Consider the following 18221-nt stretch of genomic DNA (forward strand, 5'->3'; position numbering starts at 1 on the left):
CCCTGAGAAAACCCTCTCCCGCAAGGGAGAGGGGGAAACCATTAATGGGCGCTTTTTGCCTGGCCGACAATCTGTTCAAGATTCTCCGGCATCGGCTCGTACGGCGTCTCTTTCGCCGTTGGTTCACTCACCTTCAGCGCCGCCAGCGCGGTTTTCAGCGAGTAAAACGCCAGCACCACCACAACCACCATAAAGAAGATGGTCAGCCCGGCATCAAGACGGTTGTTAAATACCAGTTGCGCCAGTTGTGACTGGGTATACTGCGCCGGAATGTTGCCGCTGTCGATCATCGCCTGGAACTTGTTGGCGATCGCCAGGAAGCCGACTTTGCCATCAGGGCTGAAGGCTTTTTGCCAGCCAGCGGTCAGCGTACACACCAGCAGCCAGGCGGTTGGCACTAATGCCACCCATGCATAACGCTGGCGTTTCATTTTAAACAGCACCACCGCGCAGAGCATCAGCGCCATGCCTGCCAGCATCTGGTTGGCGATACCAAACAGCGGCCACAAGGTGTTAATGCCGCCAAGCGGATCAACCACGCCCTGATGCAGGAAGTACCCCCACGCCAGTACGCACAGCGCCGTCGCCAGCAGGTTAGCAGGCAGTGATTCGGTCCGTTTCAGGTTCGACGAGATAACGCCCAGCAGATCCTGCAACATAAAGCGCGCCGCGCGCGTACCGGCATCGACAGCTGTCAGAATAAACAGCGCTTCAAACAGAATGGCGAAGTGATACCAGAAGGCAACGTCCATCATGCCGCCGAGCGCGCCGTGCAGGATGTACGCCATCCCCACCGCCAGCGTCGGCGCACCGCCCGCCCTTGAGATGATCGACTGTTCGCCCACTTCGCTGGCAATCTGCGTCAGCGCATCCGGCGTAATGGTAAAGCCCCAGCTACTGACCACCTGCGCCGCCGAGGCGACAACATCCGCCGTGCCTGCAGGCGCCAGTACCGCCATCGGGCTGTTCATCGCGAAGTAAACGCCCGGATCGATAATGCACGCCGAGACCAGTGCCATGATCGCCACAAACGATTCCATCAACATACCGCCGTAGCCGATAAAGCAGGCCTGGCCTTCGCTGGCGAGCATCTTCGGCGTGGTGCCTGAAGAGATCAGCGCATGGAAGCCGGACACCGCGCCGCAGGCGATGGTGATAAACAGGAACGGGAACAGGTTGCCGGTCCACACCGGGCCGGTGCCGTCAACAAATTTGGTTAGCGCCGGCATGGTCAGCGTCGGGCGCATAATCAAAATGCCAATCGCCAGGCCAATAATGGTGCCGATTTTCAGGAAGGTGGAGAGATAATCACGCGGTGCCAGCAGCAGCCACACCGGCAGTACAGAGGCGACAAAACCATAGCCCACCAACATCCACGTCAGTTGCACGCCAGTGAAATCGAAGAACGGCGCCCAGGTCGGGCTGGCGGCAACCCAGCCGCCGGAAATAATGGCAAACACCAGCAGCACAAGGCCGATTACCGACACTTCACCGATGCGCCCGGGGCGCAGATAGCGAATATAAATGCCCATAAAAATGGCCAGCGGAATGGTGAACGCTACGGTGTACGTGCCCCACGGGCTGTGGGTCAGCGCTTTAACGACAATCATCGCCAGTACCGCGAGGATGATCACCATGATCATAAAGGTCGCCACCAGCGCAATCACGCCGACAGTCGATCCCATCTCTTCTTTCACCATCTCACCGAGCGAACGCCCGTCGCGACGGGTCGAGATAAACAGCACCATAAAGTCCTGCACCGCCCCGGCCAGCACCACGCCTGCGAGGATCCAGATCATGCCCGGCAGATACCCCATCTGCGCCGCCAGCACCGGCCCCACCAGCGGGCCTGCCCCGGCAATTGCTGCAAAATGGTGACCGAACAGCACTTTTTTATCCGTCGGCACATAGTCGAGACCATCGTTGTGCCGTACCGCCGGGGTCATGCGCGTCGGATCAACCTGCAGCACATTTTTGGCGATATAGAGGCCATAAAACCGGTAAGCAATAAGGTAAATGCAGACGGCAGCAACCACGATCCACAGTGCGTTGATCGGTTCGCCGCGATTGAGAGCGATATAGCCGAGGGCAAAGGCTCCGACGAGGGAGAGGATTGCCCAGATAAGGTATTTCCCTGGGTTGTTCATAGCGGTTATCCGTGTGAGAAACAGAGAGATGTTACATTTTGTATCTATATCAACCCACGGCTTTTAACAACTTTGAAACAGGGGAAATTTGCCCTGCAACCAGGTATTTACATGATTGTGTTAACGGGATCGCAAGAATGCCCTCTCCGCGAAAGGAGAGGGAGAAATTAGCCCAGCACGGCGGTGCTCAGGCGGCAGGTACAGCAGCGACGTCCTTGTTCATCGAACACCACAACTTCCCAGCTCTGGTTTTGCCGTCCAAGATGCAGCGGCTGGCAGACGCCGCGCACCTTTCCCTGGGCAACCGGGCGATGATGCGTGGCGTTTAACTCGGTGCCGACCACGCACTGGCCGTCACGCGTCATCATATAGCCCGCCATCGAACCGAGCGTTTCCGCCAGCGCCGCCGACGCGCCGCCGTGCAACAGGCCAAATGGCTGATGGGTACGGGCATCGACCGGCATTTCGGCCTCGATAAAATCGTCGCCGATGCGGGTATAGAGAATAGCCAGATGCGCCACCAGCGTGTTTTCACTGCTGGCATTCAGTTCCTCAAGCGTTAAGTGACGTTTCCAGATCATCTACGCCCCCAGCGTTGAGCCGCCATCCACCACGATATCCTGCAGGGTGATATGGCTGGCCAGATCGGACGCCAGAAACAGCACGGTGTTCGCCACTTCCTGCGGCCGGGCGATTTTGCCCAGCGGAATGCCGAGCTTGAACTGCTCGCCAAAGCCGCGAATGCGCTGCTGTTCAGCATCATCGCTCACCCACAGCGTGCGCTGCATATCGGTATCCGTCGAACCCGGCGAAACAACATTACAGCGCACGCGGCTTGCCGCCAGCTCAAGGCCGACGGTCAGCGTCAGGCTTTTCAGCGCGGCTTTCGACGCGCCATAAGCGCTCATGCCGATGCGTGGCGTATGCGCCGCATCGGACGCCACCGTGACGATCGCCCCGCCCTGTTGACGGCGGAACTGCGCCATCGTCTGCTGGAACAGGTTGAACGCGCCGCCAACATTCACAGCAAAGGTGCGCTGCCAGGCTTCTGCGCTCAGCGCATCGGTCGCACCCATATGCAAAATCCCGGCGGCATTGACCAGCACATCCAGCCGATCGTTCTGCGCCAGCAGCCGTTTGCAGGCGGCCTGCGCCTGCGCGGCATCGGCAATATCCACCGTTTCACAGGAGAAGGGATAATCGCGGCCAGGAAAAGCCAGATCGAAGCCGGTAACCTGCGCGCCCGCCGCAACAAAGGCCAGCGCGGTAGCATAACCGATGCCCTTCCCTGCGCCAGTCACCCACACGATTTTGCCGGTAAAATCCAGGCTGGCCATTATTTCACCTCGCGCGAGAGCAGCGCCCACCACGCATCGATGGTCGGATTTTTCGCCAGCATCACAAAATCGATATCGCCGTGGACTTTTCGCCAGCGGGCAGCCAGCGCCATCATGCGCACGGAATCCAGGCCGTAGTCGATCAGATTCTCGTCATCCAGCGGCTCGTCGGATTCATCGAGCAGCGGCAGAACCACCGCGCGCAGCGCCGCTTTGCTGCCCGGCACCGGCAGCAGTTCCTGGGTGAGCACCACGCGGCCGGAACGCCCGGCGACATATTTCAGCGACATCAAATGTTCTTCGCGGCTGAAATCCGCCAGCGCATCGGCCACCATAAACGGCTTGATATCGCGCATAAACGCATCCGTGGCGGTGGTCATGCAGCCAATATGCGAATAGACGCCGGTGATGAGCAACTGATTGCGCCCGGTCTCTTTCAGCATCTGCTCCAGCGGCGAGCGATGAAACGCGCTGTAGCGCCACTTCACCAGCACTGTATCTGCTTCATCGGGAGCCAGTTCGGCGACGATTTTCTGCTGCTCCGGCGAACGGGTCAGCCCCGGCCCCCACATGTCATTCAGTAATGCGCGGTCCTCATCACTCTGCGCTTTCGGCTGCGCGGTGTAGTAAACCGGGATGTGGTGCTGTTTGCAGAACGCACGCAGTGCAGCAATATTCGCTATCACCTGTTGCATCATCGGGCAGTTATCGCCCCAGAAACTGACAAAATAGTCCTGCATATCATGAATAAGCAGCGCTGCACGCTCCGGCTCAAACGGCCAGCTGACTTTGTTCTGCGGGATATCCGCCGCCGCAGGCAGGGCGTAACCCTGTAATTTTGGAATCGCCATCTTCTCTCCTTTACGCGGTGGCGCGCTCGGCCAGCCACTGACGTAACTGTTTCTTATCAACCTTACCGACCGGCGTCAGCGGCAGTGCCTCCAGGCACTCCACGCGATCCGGCAGCTTAAATTCCGCGACGCCCTGCTCACGCAGAAAACGACGCACCGCAACGGCACGTAGCGGTTCTTTCACCACCAGGTACGCGCAGCTTTTTTCTCCCAGCAGGCTGTCTTCCATGCTCACCAGCGCGGCATGGATAACCGACTCGTGGCGCAGCAGCAGGTTTTCGATCTCCTCGGCAGCGATCTTCTCGCCGCCGCGGTTGATCTGATCTTTCTCCCGCCCCTGCACGGTGATGTAGCCCTGCTCATCAATCGAAATCAGATCGCCGGAGCAGTAAAAACCGTTCGCATCGAAGGCGCTGGCGTTGTGTTCGGGGCTGTTGAAATAGCCACGGAAGGTGTACGGCCCGCGCGTCATCAGCCGCCCGACATGGCCTGACGGCAGCCGATTGCCGTGTTCATCCGCCACCCACACTTCATCATCCGGGCACATCGGGCGGCCCTGCGTATTGATGATGCGATCAAGGGGATCGTCCAGCCGGGTGTAGTTCACCAGCCCTTCGGCCATGCCAAACACCTGCTGCAACTGGCAGCCGATCTCCGCAGGAATACGCGCCGCCAGCGTTGCTGAAAGCCGCGCGCCGCCGACCTGTAACAGTTTGAGCGATGCCAGTTGCGCATTGCTGCCCCACTCGGTAATCGCCTGCAACCACAGGCTCACCGCAGGCGGCACCAGCGCAGTCACGGTAATCTGGTGTTTTTCGATCAGCGGGAAGCAGAGCGTGGCGCTCGGATCGGCGGCCAACACCACGCAACCTTGCGCGAGGAAGACGCCCAGCGCGCCGGGAGAACTCATCGGGTAGTTGTGCGCTGCGGGCAGTGCGCACAGGTAGCGGGTTTGCGCGGTGAAACCGCAAATCTCGTTGCTGCGCGCAATGCTGTAGTAATAATCGTTGTGGGTGCGTGGGATAAGTTTCGGCGTGCCGGTACTGCCGCCGGAAAGCTGGAAAAACGCCACTTCATCGGCCGGTGTTGGCGTGGCGACGAAGTTATCCGCCGGGCGGGCAATCGCTGCCTCCAGCGCGTGCTCGCCCTGTTCGCCGCGCAACAGCACCACGCGAACAGAATCCAGCGTGAGAATAAAATTGTCGTCGGCAAACAATGCATGATCGCGATCGGCAATCAATAGCGCCGGTTTGATCTGTGCGGCATAGGCGGTCAGTTCGCTGCGCTGATGGCTGAACAGCGCATTCACCGGCGCAACGCCGAGTTTCAGCAGGGCAAACAGCGTAATGTAGAACTCCGCCACATTGCCCAGTTGCACCAGCGCGGTCTGGCCGCGGGCGATCCCCTGCGCCTGCAAGCTGCACGCGAGGTTATCGGAAGCCTGATGCAACTGGCGGTAGCTCAACGAACGCTCGCCATCAATTACTGCGGTGGCATCGCTGTGCGCATGGCGGGTCAAAATGTCAGTAAGCGGCAGATCCTGCCAGTACCCTTTTTCGCGGTAACGGCGGGCGAATTCTTCCGGCCAGCGGGTAAAAGGAATGGTCATCTTCGCTCCTCAGTGCAGACCAAATGCGTTCAGCATGGTGGTCAGTTTCACCCCGGTTTCGCGCCACTCCGCCAGCGGCGAGGAAGCAGGCACAATACCGGCACCGGCAAACAGCCGGACGTGGTTTTCATGAATGCGGGCGCAGCGGATGGTCACCACCCACTCGCCATTTCCTTCGTCATCGCACCAGCCGACAATGCCGCCGAACAGTTCACGATTGAATGGTTCCAGTTCGGCAATCAGCTTTTTCGCCACCTGATGCGGGAAACCGCTCAGCGCAGGCGTCGGGTGCAGCAGGCAGGCGAGCGTCAGGGCGTTTTCTCCCGCCAGCGCCGTGCCTTCAATTGGCGTCGCCAGATGCCACAATGTCGGCGTGGTCACCAGTTGCGGCGAATCCGGTAAGTTCAGAGAGCGGCTTCGCGGCTGCAGCACTTTTTTCATCGCCTGCGTCACCAGTTCGTGCTCGTGACGATCTTTTTCCGACGCCAGTAACTTGTTGCCCGCTTCGCGATCCAGCATGTCATCCGGCTGGCGACGGGCGGAACCGGCCAGCGGCAGCGAACTGAAGTGGTCGCCCTCTTTGCGCAGCAGCAGCTCCGGGCTGGCGCCCAGCAGCGCGCCGCCATCCGGCAATGGAACGTGGAAGTTGAAACTGGCCGGATTCTGGGCAATCAGCCGCTCCAGCAACACGCCGCTGTCGATGCGGCTGTCGGTGGCAATCTCAATCAGACGGGAGAGCACCACTTTGTCCACTTCCGGCGTGGCGGTCTTCTGCACCGCGCGCGCCACCATCTGCATGAAGGTTTCCTGCTCCGGGATTTCACGTTGCGCGACAACATTCGGCATGTCACTGGCGTTGAAATAGCGGGCAGAACGCTGGCGCGCCGGACGGGAGAAGGTTTGCCACGACGCCGGAATAAACAGCGCGGAAGGTTGCGTGGTATCGAACGGGATCGCGCCAACCATCACCGGCCGGGCCACGCCCTGCGCTTTCGCATCGGCAAAGGCCTGCGCCAGTTTGGTCTGGAAGGCGCTCTCCGGAGAATCACCGCCGACGGCAGGTTCAGAGAAACGGGCAACGCACCCGGAGGTTATAAAACTGCGGTACGGCGACATAAACAAAAACTGATCCGCGGCCAGTGTCTTCGCAGACTGCTGGATATCCTCAGCCAGGGACATATCCATATCATCCTCCAACAATGATAAGTGAGATTAATAATGATTATCATTTGTGTTTTGTGGCGGTAAGATAAAAAGTTATTACCCGCGCTGTCAACAGCAGATTCCTCTTCTGCGCCGCTAATGCTTGCATCCCCTTCATACAATGATGAAAATGAGAAGCATTAACCTCAACAAAAACAGGACGCAATCCGTGAGATTTTCTTTTTTGTTCCGTAAGCCCTTAGTGATTCTGGGCATTTTTGTTTTAGGACTAACCTCAGCAATCGCCGCCGACTGGCCTCGCCAGGTCACCGACAGTCGCGGTACGCATCAGCTCGACAGCAAGCCGCTGCGCATTGTGTCAACCAGCGTCACCCTTACCGGATCGCTGCTGGCGATTGACGCACCTGTAATTGCCAGTGGTGCGACCACGCCGAATAACCGTTTCGCCGACGCGCAGGGCTTTCTGCGCCAGTGGGGCGATGTGGCGAAACAACGCAACGTCGCTCGTCTTTACATTGGCGAAGCGAATGCCGAGGCCGTTGCCGCACAGATGCCGGATCTGATCCTCATCAGCGCTACCGGCGGCGATTCCGCCCTTGCCCTGTACGACCAGCTTTCCACCATCGCGCCGACGCTGGTTATCAATTACGACGATAAAAGCTGGCAGGCGCTGCTCACCCAACTGGGTGAAATCACCGGCCAGGAAAAACAGGCCGCTGCGCGCATCAGCGAATTCAACCAGCAACTGGCCGACGTCAAATCACGGATGAAACTGCCGCCGCAGCCGGTTACTGCGCTGGTTTATACCCCCGCCGCGCACAGCGCCAACCTGTGGACCAGCGACTCCGCGCAGGGCAAGTTGATGCAGCAACTGGGCTTCGCCCTTGCGCCGCTACCGGCCAATCTGCAAACCAGCCAGAGCCAGGGTAAACGCCACGACATCGTGCAACTGGGCGGAGAAAACCTTGCTGCCGGACTGGGCGGTGAAGCGCTGTTCCTGTTCGCCAGCGATCAAAAAGATGCCGACGCGCTGAACGCGAATCCGTTGCTGGCGCATCTGCCTGCGGTACAGAACAAACGCGTTTACGCCCTCGGCGCAGAAACCTTCCGCCTGGACTACTACAGCGCTACCCGCGTGTTGCAGCGTTTGTCGGCGCTGTTTGGTTAATCTGTTTGCCGGTCTTATCCGGCCTGCGATCGAGATCCGCTAAACATGTAAGCCCGAAGCACCATCCGGCCGTAAGCTTCCTATGCAGTAGGCTGCGTCTGACGAAAACGGCGCAGCTCGCTGAGCGCCACCACCAGCACTAAACCGATCGCCGCCAGTACCAGCCCGCTGATGCTCGCCGATGAGGCGGGCGTCATCATCGATCCCATCGCCCCCAGCAGCGCCGCGCCAATCGCATCGCCCGTCACGTTCTGCGCGGTCCACAAGCCGTTAATACGCCCGAGCATCGCTTCCGGCGTCTGGGTTTGCAGCAGGGTGTACTGCAACAGCGAACTCACGGCGGTCAGCCAGCCGCATAATGCCAGGAACAGCACACCAAGCGCCCACACCGGCATCAGGCTGAACAGCCCTATCGCAACAAAAGCGCCGACGCTGGTCATCAGCATAATCACGCCAGGCCTTTCGCTGTGCGCCAGCTTGCCGCTGGTCAATGCCCCAATCGCCGCACCAAGCGGCAACGCGGCATACAGCAGGCCGATTTCCGCCGCCGACATGTTCCAGCTCATCGCCAGCGCCGGATAAAGCACGCGCACCGCGCTGGCCATGGTTAACAGCCCGCCGAGCAGCGCGATACCGCCAATCAACGGGTTACGAAATAAAAATTGCAGCGCCGTCAGCAGCGATTTCAGCGGATGCTCGCGCGGCTGCGGCGGTGGCGGCAACGCGGGCAGGCTGAGTAACGGCAACAGGGTGATAAATGTCCCCGCCGCTGCCAGACCGTAGTTCCACACCACGCCGCCCGAAGCCAGCAGCAGACCGCCGCACATCGGCGAAATCACCGACCCCAGACGCACTGTCAGCATGGTGATCGCGCCCGCCTGCATCAGATTTTCCCGCCCGACCAGCGCAGGCGTTGCCGCCAGCAGCGCCGTCACGCCAAGCGCGCCGAAAAAGCCGTCCCACAAACCCAGCAGATAGATCGCCGCCAGCGAAGGCTCCGCCAGTTGCGCGTTCAGACACAGGCCGATAAACCCAACGCCGCAGGTCAAACGCGCCAGTAAAATCAGTTTCTTACGTTCATAGCGATCCGCCAGCACGCCGCCAAACATCAGGCCAATAAACATGGCCGAACCGGTCAGCGTGACCGATAACCCCACCTGCCAGCTGGAGTGGGTCATTGCCTGAATCTGCACCGGCACCGCTACGCCAAGCAGGCCCAGCGATAAAATCGAGATAAAACGCGCCAAAAACACTGCGCGAAAAGCCGGATGCGTGCGCAGCAGGCTAAGGTTCAACAGCCAGGATTGTTGTTTCATCACAGCGCCTTAAATACGTACTTTTTATGTCCATATGCCGGCTTCGCATGTTAACATATCAAAACAAGATCGATAACGATAATTACTATCATTATCAAATTTGGGACGTCTTATGTCGTGTTCTGCTTTTCCGGCGCGCCCCTTTGCTCTCGCCGGACTATTGATACTGCTTGTTGTCGCCGCCGCACTCAGCCTGTTTATTGGCGCGAAACCGATGCCCGCCGCCGTGGTGATCGACGCGCTCTCCGGTGTCTGCCAGAGCGCGGACTGCACCGTAATCCGCGATGCGCGCCTGCCGCGCACGCTGGCGGGTCTGCTGGCCGGTGGCGCACTGGGGCTTGCTGGTGCGCTAATGCAAACCCTCACCCGTAATCCGCTGGCCGATCCCGGCCTGCTTGGCGTTAACTCCGGCGCCAGTTTCGCCATTGTGCTCGGCGCAGCGCTGCTCGGTATTTCGTCTCCGGCGGAACAATTACTGCTGGCGTTTTGCGGTGCGCTGGCCGCGTCGCTGCTGGTGGCCTTTACCGGCAGCCAGGGCGGCGGGCAACTCAGTCCGGTGCGTCTGACGCTGGCGGGAGTCGCGCTTGGCGCGGTACTGGAAGGGCTCTCCAGCGGGATTGCGCTGCTGAATGCCGATGTCTATGACCAGTTGCGATTCTGGCAGGCCGGGTCGCTGGATATCCGCACCCTGCAAACGTTGAAAATTGTGCTCATTCCGGTGCTACTGGCGGCGGCGATCGCGCTGCTGCTGAGCCGCTCACTCAACAGTTTGAGTCTCGGCAGCGATACCGCCACTGCGCTTGGCAGCAAGGTGGCGCGCACGCAATTACTTGGATTAGTGACCATCACCGTGCTGTGCGGCAGCGCGACGGCGGTAGTCGGCCCGATTGCCTTTATCGGCCTGATGATGCCGCACATGGCGCGCTGGCTGGTGGGCGCGGATCACCGCTGGTCGTTGCCAGTCACATTGCTTGCGACACCAGCGTTGTTGTTGTTCGCCGATATTATTGGCCGCCTGATTGTGCCCGGTGAGCTGCGCGTATCGGTAGTCAGCGCCTTTCTCGGTGCGCCTGTGCTGATTGTTCTGGTGCGCCGCGCACGCGGAGGTGGCCTGTGATTTCGCCGTCCCGTCGTTTAGTCGCCAGTTGCCTGCTGATGGTGTTTTGTACCGTGCTGATGGCGGTCTGGAGCCTGCGCAGCGGCGCAGTAACGCTGGAATTGCCCCAGGTGATGAACGCACTAACTGGCGATGCGCCGCGCGCGATTCAACTGGTGGTGATGGAGTGGCGTTTACCGCGCGTGCTGATGGCGCTGCTGGTCGGTGCCGCGCTCGGCGTCAGCGGCGCGATTTTTCAATCGCTGATGCGCAACCCGTTAGGTAGCCCGGATGTGATGGGCTTTAACACCGGCGCGTGGAGCGGCGTGCTGGTGGCGATGGTGCTGTTTGGTCAGCATTTAACGGCCATTGCGCTGGCGGCGATGGCGGGCGGTATGCTCACCTCGCTGGTGGTCTGGCTGCTGGCCTGGCGCAACGGCATTGAAACCTTCCGCCTGATTATTGTCGGCATTGGCGTGCGTGCGATGCTGGTGGCGTTCAATACCTGGCTGCTGCTGCAGGCGTCGCTGGAAACTGCCGTCACCGCCGGGCTGTGGAATGCTGGCTCATTGAACGGCCTGACCTGGGCGAAAACGCTGCCTTCCGCGCCAATCATTATGCTGATGTTCGTGTGCGCCGCCCTGCTCGTCCGCCGGATGCGGTTGCTGGAGATGGGTGATGACAGCGCCTGCGCGCTTGGTGTCAGCGTCGAGCGTTCACGCTTGCTGTTAATGCTGGTGGCGGTGGCGCTGACAGCGTCGGCTACCGCGCTGGCGGGGCCGATTTCATTTATCGCTCTGGTAGCGCCACACATCGCCCGGCGCATCAGCGCCACCGCCCGTTGGGGCTTAATGCAGTCTGCCCTGTGCGGCGCGTTGCTGTTATTGCTGGCGGATTTTGTCGCCCAGCAAGGGTTTACGCCTTATCAGTTGCCGGTGGGTGTGGTCACCGTCAGCCTTGGCGGTATCTACCTTATCGCCTTGTTAATTCAGGAGTCCCGCAAGAAATGACCGATTTATCTTCCCGTTTGCGCGGCGCAGACTTAACGCTGGGTTATGGCAAAAAAATCATTGCCGAGCAGCTAAGCGTTGCCATTCCCGACGGCCATTTCACCGCCATTATCGGCCCCAACGGCTGCGGTAAATCAACGCTGCTGCGCACGCTGAGCCGCCTGATGACGCCCGCACAGGGGCATGTTTATCTCGATGGCGAGCAGATCCAGCGCTTCGCCAGCAAAGAGGTGGCGCGGCGTGTCGGGCTGCTGGCGCAAAACGCCACCACGCCGGGCGATATCACCGTGCAGGAGCTGGTGGCACGCGGTCGCTACCCGCATCAGCCGCTGTTCACCCGCTGGCGTAAAGAGGATGAAGACGCCGTGGCGCGGGCGATGAAAGCCACCGGCATGGATTCGCTGGCCAGCCAGAGTGTCGATACGCTCTCCGGCGGCCAGCGGCAACGGGCGTGGATTGCGATGGTGCTGGCGCAGGAGACGGCCATCATGCTGCTCGATGAACCCACCACCTGGCTCGATATCAGCTACCAGATCGATCTGCTGGAGTTGTTAAGCGCGCTGAACCGCGAACAGGGTTATACGCTGGCGGCGGTGCTGCATGATTTGAATCAGGCCTGCCGCTACGCCACGCATCTGATTGCACTGCGCGATGGCAAAATTGTCGCGCAGGGCGCGCCCAAAGAGATTGTCACCGCCGAATTGATAGAAGCGGTCTACGGTCTGCGCTGCATGATCATTGACGATCCGGTGGCGCATACGCCGCTGGTGGTGCCGCTGGGGCGCAGCGGAATAGAGTCCCGAAAGACTTAGTGCAATCGGCAAGCTGTGCCACATAATCTCAGCCCGGGGAAAGCGAGTTTCTCCAGAGGATATGTCACTCCAGAGGTATTGTTCCGTTCACCTGGTATGCAAGAGTTTCAGAAACGCACTAACACGTGAACGGAACTACTCCACAAACGCCTTATCCGGCCTGCGATGCAAACCTCCTGCCCGCTAAACGCGTTAGCGGGCAACAGGCAATATCACTCCCCCAGGATCTCCCTTAACACCGGCCCGATACGCTCAAACGCCTGCGGCGAAATAATATCAACATGGGCGCAATCCTGGCGATACACCGCCAGTTCCCGCACCCACGGCGCCCAGGCTTTGTGCGGATCGGTGCCTGCGGGCAGCGTGCGTTCGGCGACAAACAGCGTCGCCTTACCGTCAAATGGCAGGCTGTGCGCAGTGGTCAGCAAACGCACCGCATCGGCGTAGTTGCCTTCAATAGTAGAAAACAGCTCGCCGGAGCCTTGCCCCTGTTGGGCGGCAAGAAAGGCCTGCCGTTCACGCTCAATCTCTGCCAGCACTTGCGGATCCAGCCCGTTGGCCTCTTTCTCCGCCCAGTTTTGCGTCTCCGGCGGCCAGGTGTCGAGCAGACCAAGGAAGGCCACCTCTTCGCCCCTCGCCCGCAAACGCGCGGCAATGCCCTGCGCCAGCGTGCCGCCAAGCGAGTAACCGAACAGGTGATAAGGCCCGTGCGGCTGCTGCGCCAGCAGCGTGGCAAGATGTTGCTCGCAGGCTTCATCCAGCGTTGCCGCCTGCTGTAGCGGCCCAGAAGGTCGCGGCGACTGAATGCCGGTTATCGACCAGCGCGGCGCGAGGTAACGCGCCAGCACGCTGAACTGCCAGGCAAAACCGGAAGCCGGATGGAAGCAGAACAGCGTCGGGCCGTCGCTTTCACGCAGCGGCAGCAGCGTTTCCATACCGAGGCGCTGCGCCTGCTCCGCCGTCAGGCTCTGCTCCAGCAGCGCGGCGAGTTTCTCCACCGTAGATGCAACCATAATCTGCCCCGGCGTCACCGGCCTTTGATGCTCGCGGCTGAGCTGTGCCGCCAGACGCATCGCCAGCAGCGAGTGGCCGCCCAGCGCAAAGAAATCGGCCTGCGCATCCTGCACCTCGCAGCCCAACAGCGCGGCAAACGCCTGCGCCACGCGTGTTTCCATCCCGGTATTCACCGGGCGACCACAGCGTGCCGCCGCCAGTTCCGGTAACGGCAGCGCTTTGCGATCGAGTTTACCGTTCGCGCTCAGCGGCAAGGCGCTCAGTTGCAGCAGGCGCACCGGCACCATATGCGGCGGCAGTTGCTCACGCAGTTGATCCAGCAACGCGGCGGTATCGAGCGGCAAACCGGACGCGGAAACCACATAGCCCACCAGCTGACGCGCATCGCCGCCGCTGGCCGCCGCCTGATTAAAGACGCAGGCATGCGCCACCGCCTGCGCCACATCCGCCAAAGCCAGCATCGCCCGGTCAATTTCGCCCAGTTCAATACGCTGGCCGCGAATTTTCAGTTGATCGTCGCTGCGCCCCAGATATTCCACCGCGCCATTTTCCAGCCAGCGCGCCACATCGCCGGTACGGTACATACGCTCGCCGGGGGCGAACGGATCGGCAATAAAGCGGCTGGCGGTCAGATCCGGACGTCCCAGATAGCCCTGCGCCAGTTGAATACCGGTCAGATAGAGATCGCCCGCCACGCCCGGCGGCACCGGACGCATCATGCCGTCGAGAATACGCAGCCCGGTATTCCACACCGGGAAGCCAATCGGCACGCTGTTGCCGCGCACCTGCGCCAGCGCTTCGCCGTGCGCCGGATACCAGCTCACGTCCACCGCCGCTTCCGTCGGGCCATACAGGTTATGCAGCGGCGCGCCGGTCAGGTGTTGCCATTCGCGGCACAATTCTGCCGGCAACGCTTCGCCGCTACAGAACACCTGTTTAAGCGTTCGACAGCGCTGCTGCGCACTCTCCGGCGTCAGCGAAGCGACAAAAGCCGCCAGCATCGACGGCACGAAATGGGTCGTGGTTACGCCATATTCGGCAAAGAAAACCTGTAACGCTTGCGGATCGCGGTGCGCTTCCGGCTCGGCCATCACCAGGCTGGCCCCGGCGATAAACGGCCACCAGAATTCCCACACCGAGACGTCAAAACTGCATGGCGTTTTCTGCGCCACCACATCCTGCGCAGTCAGCGGGTACTGTTCCTGCATCCACAGCAGGCGGTTGACGATGGCGGTCTGGCCGACCATCACCCCTTTCGGTCGCCCGGTGGAGCCGGAGGTAAAAATGATATACGCCGTCTGTTCCGGGCGTGCCAGATTGAGCGCTTCACTGCCCTGCGCGGCCAGCGGCTGCTGGTAGCAGAAGTGCGCCAGCCCCGGAATATCGCTAAAGCGGGAGAGTTGATCTTCTGCGGTGATCAACAACCTTGGCTGCGCATCTTCCAGCATCATCCGCAGACGTTCGTCCGGGTAGCCAGTATCCAGCGGCAGCCAGGCGGCGCCCGCTTCGACAATGCCGTGCAGCGCCAGCGTCAGGAAGACCGAGCGCGGCAACGCCACCGCTACGCTGTCGCCGGGTTGCACGCCAAGCTGACGCAGATGCTGCGCCAGCGCGACAACCTGTTCACGCATTTCGCGGTAACTGAACTGCCAGCGGGCATCGCGCAATGCAGGTGCGTCCGGGGTTTTCGCTGCCTGCATCGCCACTAAATCGCTTAAGGTTGTGGTCGGCAGCATCATGCCGGTATCGTTAATGTTTGCCAGCTGTTGCGCTTCGTGCCGGGCAAGCAGATCGGCATCGCCGCTGCGCAGCGCCGGGTTTTCGGCAAACTGCGCCAGTAATTGGCCCAGCCGCGCCACATGGCCGCGCAGTGTGGCTTCATCGTAACGGCTGCGGTTCGCCAACACTTCAACGGCAAGACCGCCCTCTTCATCCGGGAACAGTGCAATCTCCAGATCGTTGACCGGCCCGGTCGCCAGCGTGTGCGTGATGCCGTGAATGCCATCGACATCCAGCAAGTAGTCAAACATTTTGACGTTGAATACCGGGCCAAACAGCGGCTCATCGCCGGCGGCGCGGCCCACATCACGGACAATCTGTTCGGCATCGTAACGCTGATGACGACGCATCACTTTCAGGCTGCCCGCCAGTTGCGCGGCCAATTCCGCGAGGGTTTGCGCGCCATCGATATGAATGCCCAACGGCAGCACGTTGAGTACCGGCCCGGTCGCCGTCAGCGCAGCGGAACCCATGCGGCGCATAAAGATAAACCCGGCGGCGTAATCCATCCGCCCGCACAGACGACCGAGCCACAGCGCCACCAGCGCCAGCCCCAGATCGGCAGGCTGGCTATTCGGCAGCGCGCGAGTTAAACGGCGGAAATCATCAGTATTGAGCGCAACGTTCAGGCGCAGAATGTCAGTGGTCGCCGCGCGTCCCGGCAGCGGTGTCGGCGAGAGTGAAACCGGCGGTGGCAGTTCGCTGCGCTGTTTCGCCCAGAAAGCGGCATCGCGCTGCCAGCCGTCGCTGTCGCGATAACGCTGATACTCTTCCACCACTTCCGCAAACGGCGTAAAGGGGGATGATGGCGTTTCGTCTCCGCGTCGCCAGGCGCTGTAAATGGCGGCAATCTGGCGGGTAATTGCCGGGAAACTGAAGCCATCGACCAGTAAGTGATGATAGCGCTGATACCAGTACCAGCACTGTTCGCCCACGCGCAGGAGTTGATGGCAGACCAGCGGTTTACCGCTCTCGACGCGCAGGTTTTGCGCCAGATCGGCGCGCATAATGTTCAGCGCGGCGGTATGCGCATCGCTGTGGGAGCGTAAATCGGTGATGGCGGGCTGCGCAAACTGTTGCGATTCATCCACCCACTGCCAGACGTCGCCGTTATCTTCCTCAAAGCGCATGCGCAGCGTATCGGCCTGCGCCATACCGGTGACAATCGCCTGCGCCAGCAGCGCGGCATCGATATCGCCCTTCAGCTCAACATAGTGCGCCACGCTCCAGGCGTTGGGCAGCGACGAGAGTTTTTCCGCCATCCAGATCCCTGGCTGGGCGGCGACCAGCGGTAAACGTTGCGTCATTGGCCGCTCCTTGCAGTCACGTAGTGCGCCGGGGTTAAGGTCTGCCAGTGAGCGTCAAGCCACCTATTGCAGGCTTCCTGTGGCTGCGGTTCGCACACCACGCGCCAGCCGCCAGGCAACGCGCACTGTGCAGGCCACAAACTGTATTGCTGCTGGCTGTTTTGCAGAATATAAAACCGCCCTTGCGGATTATCGAAGGGGTTGGTGAACTCCATAGCAAACTCCTGTCATAGAAAGGCGCGTCAGCGGGCGCGGGTCAAAGGCTGCCAGAGGGTAATCAGCCCGGAAGTCAGCCCGCCGCGCCAGCAAAGCGCATCATGTCCGCCGTCAACCTGACGCCAGAAAACCGGCTGCTGTATGCGTTGTAACAGGGAAAAAAGCGCCTGATTGGCGCGAAAAATCAGCGGTTCGCGCGCGCCCGCTTCCAGCACAATGCGCAGGCCGGAGGGGTGCAGTTCACCGCGTTGAAGTTGTTGGATAAGGATGCCGTCCTGCTCTGCGCCGCGATGCGGCCACCAGTAAGAACCAGACTGGCTCAATACGCAGCCAAAACGCTGCGGCCAGTGCAGCGCGGCATAAAGTGAAGAGAGACCGCCAAAACTCTGCCCGGCCACCACCGTGCGCTCAGCGCGATTGCTGAACGGCGCCAGCGCCTGCACCTGCGGCAGCAGCTCTTCCTGCACCGCCAGCCAGAAATCGGCATTGCAGGGCAGTTCGCGCGTGCGGTGCACATTATCAATCACATCGATCAGCACATAGACTGCCGCCGGTAATTGCCCCTCGTTGGTGAGCGCGGCCAGCGCGGGCCAGACCGGCATACTCTGCGCCCAGAATTGCCCGTCGAGCAGCACCGCCAGCGGGCGTTCGGCCACGTTTTCCTCGCCGGTGGTGTAGATCCACACGCGGCGCGTGTTGTTCAGCCGCTGGCTGCGCCAGTGCAATAGTTGCGGTTCATTGAAAGGCGTATCGGATGCCTGCCATCCCGGCTGTAGCGGCGCATCAGGCATTTCCAGCGCCGAAACCGGATGGCCGCGACCGCCGCGCCAGCTTTGCCGGTTAAGCGGATCGGCAATCGCCTGCGCCAGCAGTTTGCGCCAGCCTTCGCGCAGAGCGGCGCGATCCGGCGGAATGGCAGCAAACACCGCGGGGGAAAAATCGTCGTGATTTTGCGAAGGCATCAGGCAATAGCTGCCCCGCCAGCCCGCTTCAAGGCGGATCTCACGGTACCAGACATCAGTACCGGCAATGCGCTCAAGCGATTGCGGCCGGGCATTTTGATGATGATCGGTCACGCCGGTGATATAGAGCCAGACCCGTTGAATGGGGGAAGTGGCTTCCGTGCCTGCCGGATCCCGCCACCAAAACGTGACGCGGTATTCGCCCGCTTCCTGCACCCATTCCGGCCCCTGTTTTGACTCCCACCAGGCATCACTTCCCGTTGTTGACGTCACGTCTATTACCCCAAATATGCTGTGGAAATTTTTGCTTGCACTTCCAAATTTGTTGATAATATTATTGATAACAATTTGCATTTGCAATAGCGTATTAGCGCGCTGTGGGAAGCGCGTCTTTCACTCAATTGGCCACCTTTGTCGATGCTGCTCAGGGCTG

At 60.6% G+C, this 18221-nt stretch carries 14 protein-coding genes; 4 read left to right on the plus strand and 10 right to left on the minus strand.

What is annotated here, in order from left to right:
- Window positions 1–41: 41 nt before the first annotated feature.
- From cstA to entC, 6 genes are all read right to left on the minus strand, one after another.
- The gene (gene cstA / locus Y71_RS19755; RefSeq protein ID WP_007373774.1) at window positions 42–2147 is read right to left on the minus strand and encodes a pyruvate/proton symporter CstA; all 2106 of its coding nucleotides are present in this window, start codon (window positions 2145–2147) and stop codon (window positions 42–44) included.
- 167 nt (window positions 2148–2314) lie between these two features.
- On the minus strand, window positions 2315–2728 hold the full coding sequence (gene entH / locus Y71_RS19760; protein WP_007373773.1) for a proofreading thioesterase EntH: 414 nt from the start codon (window positions 2726–2728) through the stop codon (window positions 2315–2317).
- Entirely contained in the window at window positions 2729–3484 is a 756-nt protein-coding gene (entA, locus tag Y71_RS19765) for a 2,3-dihydro-2,3-dihydroxybenzoate dehydrogenase EntA (protein WP_007373772.1), read from the minus strand.
- On the minus strand, window positions 3484–4335 hold the full coding sequence (locus Y71_RS19770; RefSeq protein ID WP_007373771.1) for an isochorismatase: 852 nt from the start codon (window positions 4333–4335) through the stop codon (window positions 3484–3486). The genes entA and Y71_RS19770 overlap by 1 nt, the downstream gene beginning before the upstream one ends.
- A 10-nt stretch (window positions 4336–4345) precedes the next feature.
- Window positions 4346–5944, minus strand: coding sequence for a (2,3-dihydroxybenzoyl)adenylate synthase EntE (gene entE / locus Y71_RS19775; RefSeq protein ID WP_007373770.1), 1599 nt, complete (start codon window positions 5942–5944; stop codon window positions 4346–4348).
- A 9-nt stretch (window positions 5945–5953) separates the two neighbouring features.
- Window positions 5954–7129 carry an isochorismate synthase EntC gene (entC, locus tag Y71_RS19780; RefSeq protein WP_007373769.1) on the minus strand — a complete coding sequence of 392 codons (1176 nt, stop codon included), beginning with the start codon at window positions 7127–7129 and terminating at the stop codon, window positions 5954–5956.
- Window positions 7130–7316: 187 nt separating this feature from the next.
- On the opposite strand from entC, the gene fepB reads away from it, so the two are divergent.
- Window positions 7317–8276, plus strand: coding sequence for a Fe2+-enterobactin ABC transporter substrate-binding protein (fepB, locus tag Y71_RS19785; RefSeq protein WP_007373768.1), 960 nt, complete (start codon window positions 7317–7319; stop codon window positions 8274–8276).
- An 80-nt stretch (window positions 8277–8356) separates the two neighbouring features.
- Here fepB and entS read toward each other — a convergent pair whose 3' ends face one another.
- Window positions 8357–9592, minus strand: coding sequence for an enterobactin transporter EntS (gene entS, locus Y71_RS19790; protein WP_007373767.1), 1236 nt, complete (start codon window positions 9590–9592; stop codon window positions 8357–8359).
- A 112-nt stretch (window positions 9593–9704) separates the two neighbouring features.
- Between entS and fepD the strand changes: the two genes are divergently transcribed.
- The 3 genes from fepD to fepC are packed head-to-tail and all read left to right on the plus strand — an operon-like array spanning window position 9705 to window position 12510.
- Window positions 9705–10709 (plus strand): Fe(3+)-siderophore ABC transporter permease, encoded by a 1005-nt coding sequence (gene fepD / locus Y71_RS19795; RefSeq protein WP_007373766.1) that lies wholly within the window; start codon window positions 9705–9707, stop codon window positions 10707–10709.
- Complete coding sequence (fepG, locus tag Y71_RS19800; RefSeq protein WP_007373765.1) at window positions 10706–11698, plus strand: iron-enterobactin ABC transporter permease; 993 nt, start codon at window positions 10706–10708, stop codon at window positions 11696–11698. The genes fepD and fepG overlap by 4 nt, the downstream gene beginning before the upstream one ends.
- Window positions 11695–12510 carry an iron-enterobactin ABC transporter ATP-binding protein gene (fepC, locus tag Y71_RS19805; RefSeq protein WP_007373764.1) on the plus strand — a complete coding sequence of 272 codons (816 nt, stop codon included), beginning with the start codon at window positions 11695–11697 and terminating at the stop codon, window positions 12508–12510. The genes fepG and fepC overlap by 4 nt, the downstream gene beginning before the upstream one ends.
- 212 nt (window positions 12511–12722) lie before the next feature.
- Here fepC and entF read toward each other — a convergent pair whose 3' ends face one another.
- The 3 genes from entF to fes are packed head-to-tail and all read right to left on the minus strand — an operon-like array spanning window position 12723 to window position 18061.
- Window positions 12723–16610, minus strand: coding sequence for an enterobactin non-ribosomal peptide synthetase EntF (gene entF, locus Y71_RS19810; protein WP_007373763.1), 3888 nt, complete (start codon window positions 16608–16610; stop codon window positions 12723–12725).
- Entirely contained in the window at window positions 16607–16825 is a 219-nt protein-coding gene (locus tag Y71_RS19815) for an MbtH family protein (protein ID WP_007373762.1), read from the minus strand. Before Y71_RS19815 ends, entF begins: the two co-directional genes overlap by 4 nt.
- A gap of 27 nt (window positions 16826–16852) precedes the next feature.
- On the minus strand, window positions 16853–18061 hold the full coding sequence (fes, locus tag Y71_RS19820) for an enterochelin esterase (RefSeq protein WP_007373761.1): 1209 nt from the start codon (window positions 18059–18061) through the stop codon (window positions 16853–16855).
- Between the last annotated feature and the right edge of the window lie 160 nt (window positions 18062–18221).

This window comes from Kosakonia radicincitans DSM 16656, from assembly GCF_000280495.2.
GTDB lineage: Bacteria > Pseudomonadota > Gammaproteobacteria > Enterobacterales > Enterobacteriaceae > Kosakonia > Kosakonia radicincitans.